At 29.4% G+C, this 14,449-nt stretch carries 17 protein-coding genes; 14 read left to right on the top strand and 3 right to left on the bottom strand.

The window, feature by feature from the left end; translation table 11 throughout:
• The first annotated feature begins 155 nt into the window (after positions 1-155).
• The 13 genes from ACLR9T_RS01385 (at position 156) to ACLR9T_RS01325 (ending at position 10,317) form a co-directional block, all read left to right on the top strand.
• Positions 156-821, top strand: coding sequence for a transcriptional regulator (locus ACLR9T_RS01385; RefSeq protein WP_413107741.1), 666 nt, complete (start codon positions 156-158; stop codon positions 819-821).
• A 9-nt stretch (positions 822-830) separates the two neighbouring features.
• Positions 831-2,471 carry a putative manganese-dependent inorganic diphosphatase gene (locus tag ACLR9T_RS01380; RefSeq protein WP_413107740.1) on the top strand — a complete coding sequence of 547 codons (1,641 nt, stop codon included), beginning with the start codon at positions 831-833 and terminating at the stop codon, positions 2,469-2,471.
• 1 nt (position 2,472) lies between these two features.
• Positions 2,473-2,739 carry an RNA-binding S4 domain-containing protein gene (locus ACLR9T_RS01375; RefSeq protein ID WP_413107739.1) on the top strand — a complete coding sequence of 89 codons (267 nt, stop codon included), beginning with the start codon at positions 2,473-2,475 and terminating at the stop codon, positions 2,737-2,739.
• Between the two features lie 109 nt (positions 2,740-2,848).
• A complete protein-coding gene (locus tag ACLR9T_RS01370) occupies positions 2,849-4,216 on the top strand; it encodes an aminopeptidase (protein WP_413107738.1) in 1,368 nt (455 codons plus the stop codon).
• A gap of 123 nt (positions 4,217-4,339) precedes the next feature.
• Positions 4,340-4,858 carry a GrpB family protein gene (locus ACLR9T_RS01365; protein WP_413107737.1) on the top strand — a complete coding sequence of 173 codons (519 nt, stop codon included), beginning with the start codon at positions 4,340-4,342 and terminating at the stop codon, positions 4,856-4,858.
• Between the two features lie 48 nt (positions 4,859-4,906).
• Positions 4,907-5,203 (top strand): sporulation protein YabP, encoded by a 297-nt coding sequence (gene yabP, locus ACLR9T_RS01360; protein ID WP_413107736.1) that lies wholly within the window; start codon positions 4,907-4,909, stop codon positions 5,201-5,203.
• Positions 5,203-5,631, top strand: a complete 429-nt coding sequence (yabQ, locus tag ACLR9T_RS01355) for a spore cortex biosynthesis protein YabQ (RefSeq protein WP_413107735.1) — start codon at positions 5,203-5,205, stop codon at positions 5,629-5,631. The genes yabP and yabQ overlap by 1 nt, the downstream gene beginning before the upstream one ends.
• Complete coding sequence (locus ACLR9T_RS01350) at positions 5,583-5,867, top strand: FtsB family cell division protein (RefSeq protein WP_413107734.1); 285 nt, start codon at positions 5,583-5,585, stop codon at positions 5,865-5,867. Before yabQ ends, ACLR9T_RS01350 begins: the two co-directional genes overlap by 49 nt.
• Positions 5,868-5,906: 39 nt before the next feature.
• The gene (locus ACLR9T_RS01345; protein ID WP_413107733.1) at positions 5,907-6,686 is read left to right on the top strand and encodes an alpha/beta hydrolase; all 780 of its coding nucleotides are present in this window, start codon (positions 5,907-5,909) and stop codon (positions 6,684-6,686) included.
• 49 nt (positions 6,687-6,735) lie between these two features.
• Positions 6,736-7,557, top strand: a complete 822-nt coding sequence (locus ACLR9T_RS01340; protein WP_413107732.1) for a Cof-type HAD-IIB family hydrolase — start codon at positions 6,736-6,738, stop codon at positions 7,555-7,557.
• Complete coding sequence (locus ACLR9T_RS01335) at positions 7,557-8,387, top strand: Cof-type HAD-IIB family hydrolase (RefSeq protein WP_413107731.1); 831 nt, start codon at positions 7,557-7,559, stop codon at positions 8,385-8,387. Before ACLR9T_RS01340 ends, ACLR9T_RS01335 begins: the two co-directional genes overlap by 1 nt.
• A complete protein-coding gene (locus ACLR9T_RS01330; protein ID WP_413107730.1) occupies positions 8,377-9,039 on the top strand; it encodes a uracil-DNA glycosylase in 663 nt (220 codons plus the stop codon). Before ACLR9T_RS01335 ends, ACLR9T_RS01330 begins: the two co-directional genes overlap by 11 nt.
• A 117-nt stretch (positions 9,040-9,156) precedes the next feature.
• On the top strand, positions 9,157-10,317 hold the full coding sequence (locus tag ACLR9T_RS01325) for a bifunctional folylpolyglutamate synthase/dihydrofolate synthase (protein WP_413107729.1): 1,161 nt from the start codon (positions 9,157-9,159) through the stop codon (positions 10,315-10,317).
• A gap of 1 nt (position 10,318) precedes the next feature.
• Here the strand turns inward: ACLR9T_RS01325 and asnB are convergent, their stop codons facing one another.
• From asnB to ACLR9T_RS01310, 3 genes are all read right to left on the bottom strand, one after another.
• Entirely contained in the window at positions 10,319-12,178 is a 1,860-nt protein-coding gene (asnB, locus tag ACLR9T_RS01320) for an asparagine synthase (glutamine-hydrolyzing) (RefSeq protein WP_413107728.1), read from the bottom strand.
• Positions 12,179-12,317: 139 nt separating this feature from the next.
• Entirely contained in the window at positions 12,318-12,635 is a 318-nt protein-coding gene (locus ACLR9T_RS01315; protein ID WP_413107727.1) for a spore coat protein GerQ, read from the bottom strand.
• A 42-nt stretch (positions 12,636-12,677) separates the two neighbouring features.
• Positions 12,678-13,100: a cell wall hydrolase gene (locus ACLR9T_RS01310; protein ID WP_413107726.1), complete on the bottom strand. Its 423-nt coding sequence runs from the start codon at positions 13,098-13,100 to the stop codon at positions 12,678-12,680.
• A 223-nt stretch (positions 13,101-13,323) separates the two neighbouring features.
• On the opposite strand from ACLR9T_RS01310, the gene ACLR9T_RS01305 reads away from it, so the two are divergent.
• Positions 13,324-14,448, top strand: coding sequence for a glucose-1-phosphate adenylyltransferase (locus tag ACLR9T_RS01305; RefSeq protein ID WP_413107725.1), 1,125 nt, complete (start codon positions 13,324-13,326; stop codon positions 14,446-14,448).
• Position 14,449: the final 1 nt, after the last annotated feature.

Below are 14,449 nucleotides of genomic sequence, written 5' to 3'. Positions count from 1 at the left end.
GATATCTTAATGAATCAATAGTAGAAAGATTATGTTATAATTATTATAATGATAAATTTTTTAATAAAATCTAGTTTTTTTATTATCGTGATAAAAAATGCTACTAATTTTATCGAAATTCGTGTATAATTGCGATAAAGGAGTGATTAATAAAAATGTATAAATATCTAGAACCATATGCTGCAATGACAGAATTTTTGGGAAAAGCTCTAGGAGATAATGTGGAAATTGCATTGCATGATTTAACTTCTAAAGAACAGGAGATTGTTGCAATTACTAATAATCATAATTCAGGAAGAGAAATAGGGGCAAAGTTATCGAATTTATCATTGCATTACTTAGAAGAAAAACAATATTTAGACAATGATTATGTGTTAAATTATAAAACGACAGGACCAGATGGTAAATTAATGCGTTCAGCTACATATTTTATTAAAGAAAATGGTAAAGAAATACCTGTGGGAATGTTATGTGTTAATGTAAATATATCAGATTTAGAGTATTTGACTTCAACTATAAAAAGGATCTTAGGGATTAAAGATGAAAATGATATTGAATTTAAGATGGATAATCCAGTTGAAATTTTATCGTCTCCTTTAGATGAAATGATTGATATGTATATTAAGGAGTCACTTGAGAAAATGGGCTTCCCTAGTTATTTTTTAGCCGAAAGATTAAATGTTGATGAGAAAATTAAAGTAGTAAAATATTTACAAGAAAAAGGAACTTTTAAAGTAAAAGGGGCAATTGTATTAGTTGCTGAAAAATTAGCGGTTTCTGAACCAACGGTATACCGTTATTTAAAGAAGATGGAAAAATAGGAGGATAAAATGAAAGAATTGGTTTATGTAAGTGGTCATCGTAATCCTGATACTGATTCAATTTGTTCAGCGATTGGATATGCCTATTTATTAAAAGCGATCGATCGTTATAATGCTGTTCCAGTTAGACTGGGAGAAATTAGTCGTGAAACAGAGTATGTCTTAAAAAGATTTCATCTAGAAATACCAATGCTTTTAAAAACAGTTAAACAAAAAGTAGAAGATTTGAATTATGATAAAGTAACTGTTTTTTCTAAAGAGCTAACATTAAAAACGGCATGGTCTTTAATGAAACAACAGAACTTAAAATCAGCACCGATTTTAGATGATCATGGACAATTATTAGGATTATTATCAACTTCAAATATTGTTGAAGGCTATATGGAAAAATGGGATAGTAGTTTATTAAAGGATGCGCACACTCCAATTGAAAATGTTGTTGATACTTTAGAAGCATCAGTATTATATTTAAACCATAATTTAAAATTTATTGAGGGTGATTTACATATTGCAGCAATGCGTGGTGAAGAGGCGAAAAAGCGAGTAAAACCCGGTGATATTATAATTATTGGTGGAGATCGTGAAGATGCGGTTAGTTCAATGATTGAAGCAAATGTATCATTGATTATTTTAACAGGATCTTTGGATGTTGAAATGGAAGTGTTGGAGAAGTTAAAAGAAAAAGGTATTAGTGTTATTTCTACTCCTTATAATACTTATCTAACATCACAACAGATAATTCAAGCTATTCCAGTTGAATATATTATGCAAAAAGGTGATTTAAAGCTATTTACTACTGATGATACTTTAGATCATGTTAAAGAAGTCATGAGTGAAACAAGATATCGTAGTTATCCAGTGCTTGATTTAAATAATCGTTGTGTTGGAAGTATTTCTCGATTTGCTTTATTAAAAGGTTTAAGAAAAAAAGTTGTTTTAGTTGATCATAATGAAAGGGGACAATCAATACCTGGAATTGAAGAAGCTGATATTCTTGAAATCGTTGATCATCATAGAGTAGCTGATATTCAAACGATTGGACCGTTATTATTTAGAGGAGAACCTTTAGGTTCGACCGCGACTATTGTAACAAGAATTTTTGAAGAAAATGATATTGAAATTCCTCAATCAATTGCTGGAGCGTTATTAGGGGCTGTTATTTCAGATACATTATTATTCAAATCACCAACATGTACACCTATTGATACTAAAATAGCACGTAAGCTAGCTAAAATTGCAAATGTAGATATAGAAAACTTTGCTATGGAGATGTTTAGAGCTGGAACATCATTAGTTGGTAAAACTGTTGAGGAAATTTTTAATCAAGATTTTAAAAAGTTTCCATTTGAACAAGGAACTGTAGGTGTAGGACAAGTTAATTCTATGGATATTGAAGGCTTTATGCCTTATAAAGCGGATATGCTTGAATATATGAATAAATTTGCTGAGGATAACTGTTTGGATTTTACACTATTATTATTAACGGACATTATTAATGCAAATAGTGAAATCTTTGTAGCAGGACCAAAACCATATTTAGTTGAAGAAGCATTTGATATTAAATTAAATGATCATCAGGCAACTTTAAAAGGGGTAATATCTCGTAAAAAACAAGTGGTTCCTGCAATTACAGCAGTGATGAGTAAATAAGATGAGATTAGATAAATTTTTAAAAGTATCACGAATAATTAAACGTCGTACTCTATCAAAGGAAATTAGTGAAAGTTCACGGGTTAAAGTAAATGGTAAAGTTGCTAAACCTAGTACTAAGCTGCATGTTGGAGATGAGATTGAAATTGAGTTTGGTCGTAATCTTTTAACGGTAAAAGTTAAAGAACTTCGTGAACATGTTTTAAAAGAGGATAGTACGATGTTATATGAAATAATCAAAGAAGAACGAATAGAACGAGATATCTAGTTACTAGATATCTTTTTTGTAACTAAATGTATAATATTTTTACATTCATAATGATTGAGAAATTGAATAAATTGGTATACTATATATGGAGAAATGAAAGGAGAAATTTATGTACGCAAAAAATGCATGGGAAAAATATAATGATGAACAAATAAAAGAAATAATGGATTTTAATGAGGGGTATAAAGCTTTTATTACTAAAGGTAAGACTGAAAGACTATGTGTTAATGAAACTGTGAAAAAAGCGATGGCAGCTGGTTATAAAGAGCTAAAAGATGTTGATATTTTAAAACCGGGTGATAAAGTGTATGTAACTAATATGAATAAAAATGTTGCTTTATTTGTTATTGGTAAAAAACCAATTGAAGCAGGATTAAGAGTTTTAGGAGCGCATATTGATTCACCAAGGTTGGATTTAAAACAAAATCCATTATATGAAAGTGAAGGTTTTGCATTATTAGATACACATTATTATGGAGGAGTAAAAAAATATCAGTGGGTAACCATCCCATTATCACTAATTGGAGTAGTAGTAAAAAAAGATGGTACAGTAATTAATGTAAATATTGGAGAAGATGAAAATGATCCAGTTGTTGGAATCAGTGATTTATTAATTCATTTATCTGCTGATCAGTTAAAAAAAGAAGCCGCAAAAGTAATTGAGGGAGAAGACCTGGATGTGACTTTTGCAAGTATGCCATTAAAAGAGATGGAAAAGGATTCAGTTAAAGCTAATGTTTTAAAAATACTTAAAGAAAAATATGATTTTGAAGAAGAAGATTTTTTAAGTGCAGAAATTGAAATTGTACCAAGTGGGAAAGCGCGAGATTATGGAGTAGACCGCAGTATGGTTGCTGGATATGGGCACGATGATCGTGTTTGTGCATATACCTCATTAATGGCTATTCTTGATATTGAAAGTCCTGAATATACTAGTTGTGCAATTCTTGTTGATAAAGAAGAAATTGGTAGTGTTGGAGCAACTGGAGCTCAATCATTATTTTTTGAAAATACAATTAGTGAATTATTATTAAAACAAGGAATTGATAGCTTTATAAAGACTAGAAAAGCAATGGCAAATTCTAAAATGTTATCTAGCGATGTTAGTGCAGGGGTTGATCCGCTTTATTTAAATGTTAATGATAAGAAAAATGCTGCTTATATAGGAAAGGGGATTGTTTTTAATAAATACACAGGGGCTCGTGGTAAAAGTGGTTCTAATGATGCTAATCCTGAGTATATGGCGGAAATAAGAAATATTCTTGATGAAAATAATGTTTATTATCAAACTGCAGAACTTGGTAAAGTAGACCAAGGAGGCGGGGGTACGATTGCTTATATTTTAGGTAATTATAATATGAATGTTATTGATGCTGGGGTAGCGGTGTTAAATATGCATGCTCCAATGGAGATTGTAAGTAAAGTTGATGTTTACGAGGCGTATTTAGCTTATCGTACCTTTTTACAGAAAATTTAGATTAATGTTAAACGTTAGTAAAATTAGTTTTTTGATTTTATTAGCGTTTTTTGTTTGTTGTTATAGTTTGTTTTTTATATTTATTAATTTATGATATAATAATATTCAAGGCGGTGATTGAAGATGACAATTGAAATTGTTGATTATAATGAAAACTGGCCGTTAGAATATGCTGTTGAAGCAAATGAAATTCGTAATGTTATTATAAATGATCTTATTTCCATTTATCATATTGGTTCAACTGCAATAAAGGGTATAAAAGCTAGGGCAATGATTGATATATTAATTGTAGTTAAAAAAACAATATCCAGTAGTGAATTAATAGGACAGCTTGAAAAATTAGATTATAATTACGATAAAGAAAACGATAATACAAAATATTATTGTTTGAAAAAGAAAAATGATAGTTTTTGTTTATATGTATTTTATGAAGATCAGGTGACCGAGATTGAAAAATATCTTGCAGTGTCTCTTTATTTAAAAGAACATCATGAGTTAGCAGCTAAGTATGTGAGTATTAAAGAGAGGTCTGCTAATAAATATATAAATAAAAAGTATTATCAAGAAAAGGAAAAATTTTTTAGTGAAATTGAAATGGATGCTTGTCTATGGTATCGAAGTAAAAATATTCATGTTGCTTAATTGTTCTTATTTTTAAATTTTTTCATATTATTTATTGGAGGTAATAATATGGAAAATAATAGTATACGTTTTGAACATACCCCTTATCATAATGTTTATTTAAAAGATCGCAAAAATATTGAATTGACAGGTGTTAAGAATATTGAGAGTTTTGATTCGTTAGAGTTTTTAATTGAAACATCACTAGGTTTTTTAAATATAAAGGGGAGTGATCTTTCTTTGACAAGACTTGATCAAGAGAAATGTGAAGTTAGTATTAAGGGGAACATTGATTCAATTTCTTATGTTTCAAATAAAAAGAACCCTAAAGTAAAAGAAAGTGTATTTAATAAATTACTTAAATAATGGATTTAGTTAAACAGATTCAAGGGATCAGTTATTCATTTATTTTTGGGTTTGTCTTTACTTTTGTTTATAGTCTTATCAACCGTTTGTTGTATAAATACCACCAGCGCATCATTAGACTTTTTTTACAGATTATTATTGGTATTATTTTTGGGTATATTTACTATCTTGGTTTGTTGAGGATCAATAATGGTGTAATCAGATTATACTTTTTTATTAGTATGTTGGTCGGGTATATTTTATATCTTAATTATTATAGCTATTATATGTTTTTTCTGATTGAATTAATTGTTCGAATGATAAAGTATATTTTAAGACCAATAATATTTATTTTTAGAAAAGTTAATGGTATAATGAAACGGGTAAAGAAGGTGATGAGATGGCCAAAAGAAAAATTTTCAAAACAGTCAAAGGATTCTTGTACATGATTGTTGGATGTGGATTATTGTTGACTTTATTTAACAGTATGATAATGGTCTATCAACATCAAGATGAAGTAGCTGTATTAAAAAAGCAAAAAGCGGCTGTCGTTAAAGAAAAAAAGGCGTTAGAAAATGAAATAGATTTATTGAATGATGAAGATTATGTGGCTCGTTATGCTCGTGAAAACTATGTTTTTACCCGTGATGGAGAACAAGTTTCAATTATTCCAGGGGTTAAATAATAAGCACTTAGTGCTTATTTTTGTTATGGAGGTCAAAAAGTGTTTATTGAGAAAAAAATTTATATGAAAGCATTAAGAAGAATACGAAAGGTTACTATTTATGTTCCTGATGATTATCAAACAAGTAATAAACGTTATCCTGTGTTGTATATTAACGATGGTCAAAATGCTTTTTTTGATGATGAATCTTATATGGGAATTAGTTGGGGATTTTATGAATATGTAAAAGAGACGAATTTAGATATTATTATGGTTGCAATTCCTTGTAATACTCGATTAAATAAACGTGAAGATGAATATGGACCATGGCCTATAGGTAAAGAAATCTTACAATTAGAATATGGCGATGATAGCATAGATATTGGAGGAGAAGGGGATAAATATATGAGATTTATAATTAAGCAGTTAAAACCATATATTGATGAACATTTTCCTACTCTTAAAGATGATAATGCAATGGTTGGTAGTTCTATGGGGGGGATAATTACTAGTTATGCGGGAATAAAATATAGTAATGTTTTTAAAAAAACAGCTTCTCTTTCAACTGCTTATTGGTTTTATGTTGATGAATTTTGTGAGTTGATTGAACATAGTGATTTAAGTAAAGTAGAGTGTTTTTATCTTGATTTAGGAGGTAATGAAGGAAATGGTGATGAAAATATAAGTCGAATTTATTATGAGAGTAATGAGATTATCTATCAAAAACTGATTGAAAAAAGTGATAGAATTGAAGTCCGTTTTTTTGAAGAAGCTTGTCATAATGAAGAACAATGGAGAATGAGAGTGCCGATTTTTATGGAATTATTTTATGGAAGATAAAATAGCGGAGATTTAAAGTGAATTATGTTATTATATTATGGAGGAAGTTATGTATAAGTTGATGTTATCAGATTTGGACGAAACTTTACTGATAGATCACCATGTACCAGATTTTAATATTAAGGCAATAAAAAAAGCCCGTCAAAAAGGTTTAAAGTTTATTCCTGCAACAGGAAGAGCTTATAATATGATTTTAGATGTTTTAAAAGAAATTGGTACTTATGAACAATCAGGAGAATATTCAATTTGTTTTAATGGGGGATTGATTGTTGAGAACAAAAATAGCCGAGTTTTAAATTTTAAAGGCCTTTCTTTTGAACAAACAGATATATTATTTAAAAAAGCTAAAGATTATGAGGTTTGTGTACTAGTTTTTACAATGAATATGTGTTACATATACAATGCTAATAATGAAGAAATAGAACGTAAAATTGCTCAAAAAGCTCCATTTACTATAATGGATAATTATAGTATCGATCATTTAAAAAATGAACAAATAGCTAAAATATTATATCAAAAAAATGATATATCATATTTAAAGATGATAGAACGGGATTTGAATAACATCATTGAAGAAAAAGTAGCTGTTAGTTATTCATCAAATCGGTATCTTGAATTTAATGCTCTAGGAGTAAATAAGGGTTATGGATTAAAATGGTTAGCAAATTACTTAGGTATCAATATAAAGGAAACAATTGCAATTGGTGATAATTACAATGATGTAGAAATGATTAAGGCAGCAAATCTTGGTACATGTGTCATTAGTGCTGCTGATGATATTAAAGCAAATGCTCAATATGTAACAAAATTAGATTATTATCAAGGAGCGGTTAAAGAGGTTATAGAAAAATTTGTTTTGGAGGAGAAATAATGGGATATAAGTTAATTGCTTGTGATTTAGATGAGACATTATTAAATGATGATCATCTTGTAGGAAAGAAAAACCATGATGCGATATTAAAAGCAAGAAAAGAGTATGGGGTTAAATTTGTACCAGCAACTGGTCGGGGATTCATGCAGATTCAATCAGAGCTGGAAGAATTAGAATTAAATGATCTTAAGGGTGAATATGTAATTTCTTTTAATGGGGGAGCATTGAGTGAGAATAAAGGTAATCGTATTATTGAATTTAATGGTTTACCATTTGAAAAGATGAAAGAAATTTTTGAAATAGGGTTAAGTTTTGATGTTTGTCAACATATTTATACAGCAGATAAGTTATATGTTTTTAATTTAAGTGAATCTGAAAAGAAACGTTTGGCACATTTAAAATTAGATGTTATTTATCCAAAAGAAAACAACGTAGATTTTTTAAAGGACATACCGATTGCAAAAATACTTTATCAAAATATTGATGTACCATATTTAATGAGTTTAGAAGATGAATTAAAGTCTATTACTGATGATTGTGTAGCGGTTAGTTATTCATCAAATAGATATATGGAATTTAATGCTGTTGGTGTTGATAAAGGTCAGGGATTGATTGATTTAGCAAATAAACTTGGTATTGATATTGAAGATACGATTGCAGTTGGAGATAATTATAATGACTTGTCTATGCTGAAAGTGGCAGGTTTAGCAGTTGGTGCTAATAATGCTGTGGATGATGTAAAAGTTGTATGTGACTATGTTACTCAGGCTAATAATAATGAAGGTGTTGTGGCTGAGTTGATTGAGAGGTTTATATTCAATGAGATTTAAAGATATTGTTGCTGTTGAATTTGAGCAGGATTATTATAAAAAATTACATCAGTTTGTAGAAAATGAATATGTACATAAAACAATTTTTCCACCCCGTCAAAATATTTTTAGAGCTTTAAACCTTTGTGATTATGAAGATGTAAAAGTGGTAATCTTAGGACAAGATCCATATCATGAGCTGCATCAAGCTAATGGTTTAGCTTTTAGTGTTTATCCTGGAGTAAGAATACCCCCAAGTTTAGTAAATATATATAAAGAATTAAGCGATGATGTTAAAACTTTTATTCCTAATAATGGAGATTTAACAAAATGGGCAAAACAAGGTGTATTATTACTTAATAATGTTTTAACAGTTGAACAAGGAAAAGCTAATAGTCATGCAGGAATTGGTTGGGAAATTTTTACGTTAAATATTGTTAAAGCATTAAATAAACGTGAAAAACCAATGGTGTTTATTCTTTGGGGAAATAATGCACGTAGTAAAAAGCAGTTTATTGATACTACAAAACATTTAGTTTTAGAAAGCGCTCATCCTTCACCGCTTTCTGCTCATCGGGGATTTTTTGGATCACGGCCTTTTAGTAAAACCAATGAATTTTTAATCAAAAATAATATGACCCCAATTGATTGGCAAATAGAGAATATTAAATAAATATAAAAGTTGTATTAGACAGTAATAAGACTGTCAAGTACAACCTTTTTGAATTTATTAAAAATTATAATAACTACCTGTTATTAAAAAATATAAAATAAGCTAAAGGAGAAAATAATGTTTAGTGATATTGAAAGTGCTTTGAAATATATAGAATCAAGACGGACTAAGCGATCTTTAAAACAATTTAAAGAGACGATTGAAAAGTATAGTTTTAATGTTCATCAAAAAAATATGATACATATTGCTGGAACAAACGGGAAAGGGTCAACAACAAATTTTATTAAAAATATTTTAATGGAACATGGTTATCGAGTAGGAACTTTTACCTCACCATATCTTATTTGTCATAATGATCGTATCTGTATTAATGGGAAAATGATTGATGATGAAAAATTACTAAAAATTATAAATAGTCTATTTGAAATAATTGTTGCTGAAGAATTGTCAATGTTTGAAATTGATACTTTGATAATGTTGCAATATTTTAATGAAGAATCATTAGATTTTCGGATTATTGAAACTGGAATTGGAGGATTAAATGATAAAACCAATGTAATTAATAGTGTTTGCAGTGCAATCACAAATATTGGTTATGATCACCAGTTTATGCTAGGTGATACATTAGAACAAATAGCTTATCATAAAGCAGGAATTATTAAAGAAAATCAAATTTGTTTTACTGGTGAGACAAATGATAATTTAGTTAAAATATTTCAGACAACAGCTCAGTTAAAGAATAGTCATGTAGTTAAAGCGACCGTAGAATGTGACTATCAGTATCCATATATATTTAAATGTCTTGGTCATAGTTATCGCTTAAGTAATTGTGGCAGTTATCAAGTTGATAATGCAACGCTTGCAATTACTTTGTGTGGTCATTTGATAAATTTAGATCATGAACGAGTACAGGCAGCATTAGATGCTTTTAGTTGGCCAGGACGATTTGAAAAAATTGGTAAGATTTATTTGGATGGAGCTCATAATATTGATGGAATCAAAGCGCTAGTTAAAACATTGCATGATCAAAAAATAAAAAATCCATTAATTATTTTCAGTGCTTTAGGTGATAAAGATATAGATGAAATGAAAAATCTGTTAAGTGAGTATCCTTTGATTCAGGCCACGTTTTTAGATGAGCGACTACAATTATATGGGATTGATTTTAAAGAAGTAATTCAAAATAATTTTAGTAAATATGATAATTTAATTGTTACTGGCTCTTTACATTTTATTAGTAATGTTCGTAAATATATTTTAACAAACCTCCAAGTTTAACTTAGAGGTTTGTGTTATTAGATAGTGGTTGATGTTGTATAATATTAAAATTGTAAGAATACCAAGTTAAAAAAATATAGACAGTCCAGATTTTTCGAGCATTATTATGTATACCCTTAAAATGGTTATCAAGAAGGTTATTTAAATAGTTACAGTTGAAATATTTTTGAGCAATAGAGCTATTAAACATATCCTTAATTTGTTTGTAATACGTTTCTTCTTTTAACCACTCATTAATAGGAACTGGGAAACCAAGCTTTTTTCTTTGGCTATTTTTAAGAGGTAAGGATTTTTCGGCGGTTTTTCGAAATATATATTTGGTAGCTTTTTTATTAACTCGAAATTGAGTTGGTAAAATGGAGCTTGTTAACCATACTTCTTTATCCAGGTAAGGAACTCGAACCTCAAGTGAATTGGCCATTGAAATATGGTCAGCTTTACGCAAGATATCACCACGTAACCAAAAATTCAAGTCAATATATTGCATTTTAGTTATGTCATCATATTTAGTGACTTCTCGATAATAAGGGTTTGTTAATGTCTGGGGCTGATAGATATGCCATTGAGGTTTAATTAATTTTTTTAATTCATCATATTGGAAAATAAAGGCATTACCAATAAATCTTTCTTCAATTGTTTGACCAGCTCTAATTAAGTATTGTTTTCCTTTAAAATTGCAATTGGAATTTAAAAAAATATTTTTAATTTTTTTTCGTATAGAATAAGGAATTATTTTTGTTGGAGCTAAAGTTAATGGGGTTTGATAAATATTATAACCACCAAATAATTCATCTGCCCCTTCACCAGATAGAACAACTTTTACATGTTGACTAGCTAATTTTGAAACATGGTATAAGGGAATGATCGAGGGATCGGCAACTGGTTCATCTAATATTTTTAGAATAGTCGGGACACTTTGCCAAAACTCTTCTTTAGTAATGGTTTTTTGATAATTTTCAATTTCTAATTGTTTGCATAGTTCTTTAGCTAAGGGGAGCTCATTACATTGAGGATCCTCAAAACCAACACTGAATGTTTTTTTTACTTGACTATTGGCAACAAGGTATGATGAATCAATCCCGCCTGATAAAAAGGAACCCATTTCGACATCTGCTAATTGATGCTGAGTGATTGAATCTTTCATGGTTGTTTCAATAATTTTAATAGCTTCATTTTCATTCAAATGGGAATTTATATTATATTTAAATTTAAAATAGTGGGTTAATTTTATAGCATCATTAAACTCTAAATAATGGGATGGTAATAATTGATAGATTCCTTTGTAGAAAGTTTCTGTTAAAGGGTTATATTGAAAAGCCAAATAACTTGCAAGACAGTCTTCATTAAATATTTTTTCGACACCAGGATATTCAAATAATGCTTTGATTTCAGAAGCAAACACTAACTGATTATTTATGATCGTATAAAACAAGGGTTTAATTCCAAAAATATCACGAGCAAGAAAAAGTTTGTTTGTATGTAGATTATATATTGCAAAAGCAAACATACCTCTTAAATGATTAACGACATCGTTACCATATTCTTCGTAGCCATGAATGATTACTTCACTATCGCTATTAGTGTTAAAAATGTGACCTAAAGATATTAATTTATCTCTTAAATTTTGATAATTATATATTTCACCATTAAAAATTAAAATTAGTGATTTATCTTCATTGAATAGTGGCTGTTTGCCACTGTTTAAATCAATAATACTTAAGCGTTGCATTCCAAGTGAAATACAACTATCTTGATAGTACCCCTGATCATCAGGTCCACGATGTGTAATCTTCTTTAACATATTTTCAATAACATCTTGATTATTTGTGATACTGTTTGTATATCCAACAATTCCGCACATATAAATACCTCCATATTGGCATTATATGCATGAATTTATTGAAAAGGATGAAAGTTAAGTTTTATTAAATAATGCTAAGATATATTAGATAAAATTAAGATGTACTAAGACTAAATAAGAATCAATAAGGACAAAGTCCTTATTGATAGCTAAATTGAAAGTCTAATTCTTCATCAAACTCAGCCCATAATAAATAAACATATGATAATAATAAACGTTTTGGACCATTAGGTTCTTTAATTATAAAATAATCGCGGCCGGCATCTTCGATAATTCCTACATAACTTTTATCACGCCATTCATTACTACCGTTGTAACTAAAGTAAAAAGTACCTAATTTTCCTACATTTAACTTTATAATATTTCCAAGAAATGCTTGCCCGATAACACCGGGATTGACAGGTGGAACTGCTGGAGCCTCTCCTGTAAGGGATTGAGGTTCTTGTTGTCTTACCATATAAGGGTTTAAGTCATCAAAATAATCCATAATTTCTCTCCTTTAAAATTCACAATTTAAATCTTCGCCAGGATCATAAAAACAATGATTTCCAAAGCGCCCGGCTAAATAACCATAGAATACTTCTGGACAAACTACATTTCTCCCAGGATTTTTAAACCAAAGAGCATATGTGGCAGGAGCGTTTCTGTAACCGTTAATAGTTCTTAAAGCTAATTCTCTATCAAGAGCGTTGATTGGACCATTAAATAATGGAGTGTTTACCCCTGCAAAAGCATTTTTTTGATAAACGGCTTCAGTAATTGTAGTAACGTTTCTAAAGACATCGCATGATACAGCAACACGATTTACAACAACATTTCCAACTAATAACATTCCCTCTTGTCCTTCGCCTAAAGCTTCTGATCTTATTAATCGGGCTAATAAATCTACTTCTTTATCATTATAAGCTATCCGTGGACTCATTTTTTCACCTCTTTATATATATATGTTTAGATTATAAAGATTATGATGTTTTAGTGTCTAAAAAGTTATTATGATATTGTTTTAATAAAAAATTTTTTAGAGTATAATATATGACAAGATATATAATTATATTTTGTGATAATTAAACTCGAATTTATTTCTAAATTGTGATAGAATTAAATTATAGTTAAAGCGCTTACATTCAGACAAGGAGGTATTTAAAATGGGAAGAGAGATTGTCGCAATGATTTTAGCTGGAGGTAGAGGTACTCGTTTGGAAGCCTTAACAGCTAAAGTAGCTAAGCCAGCAGTTCATTTTGGAGGAAAATATCGAATTATTGATTTTCCATTAAGTAACTGTGCTAATTCAGGAATTGATATTGTTGGTGTATTAACTCAATATGAATCCGTACTATTAGGTACTTATGTTGGTGCCGGAACAAAGTGGGGACTTGATGGTAAACAGTCTTTAGCAGCTATTTTACCAGCACGTGAAAGAGGGGAAGTAGGAGCTACCTGGTATGCAGGAACTGCTGATGCTATTTATCAAAATATAAGTTTTATTGATCAATATGATCCAGAGTATGTTTTGATTTTATCTGGTGATCATATTTATAAAATGGATTATGATAAAATGCTTACAGCACATAAACAACGTAAAGCTGATGCAACTATCGCTGTATTAAATGTATCACTAAAAGAAGCAAGCCGATTTGGAATTATGAATACAAATGAAGATGGAAGTATTTATGAGTTTGATGAAAAACCTGAAAAACCAAAATCAACATTGGCGTCAATGGGAATCTATATTTTTACTTATAAACAATTACGTAAATATTTAATTAATGATGCTAAAAAAGCTGATAGTAAACATGATTTTGGTATGAATATTATTCCAGATATGTTAAATGATAATAAGAAATTATTTGCTTATGAGTTTGATGGTTATTGGAAAGATGTTGGAACTGTTGAAAGTTTGTGGCAGGCCAATATGGATTTATTAAAAGATAAGGAATTAGATCTTTATAATATTAAAAAAGATTGGAAAATTTATACTGAGGATACTTTAGGTAAACCACAAATTATTGGTGATAAAGCAGTCGTTAAGAATTCACTGATAACCCAAGGCTGTTTAGTTAATGGAACAGTTGAAGGCTCAGTATTATTTAATAATGTTAATGTTGGTGAAGGAGCCAAGGTTATTGATTCTGTCTTAATGCCAGGGGTGTTAGTTGAAGAAGGGGCAGAAGTATATAAAGCTATCGTTGATGAAGGGGTAGTAATTAGAGCAAAAAGTAAAGTTAATGAAGAGGCTAAAAAAGTCGCTTTAGTAAGTGATAATAAGTAGG

This window comes from Thomasclavelia sp., assembly GCF_047249845.1.
In the GTDB taxonomy this organism is placed as follows: domain Bacteria; phylum Bacillota_I; class Bacilli_A; order Erysipelotrichales; family Coprobacillaceae; genus Thomasclavelia.
The sequence above is the reverse complement of the archived record's forward strand: the minus strand, read 5'-3'. Positions and strand labels throughout refer to the sequence as shown.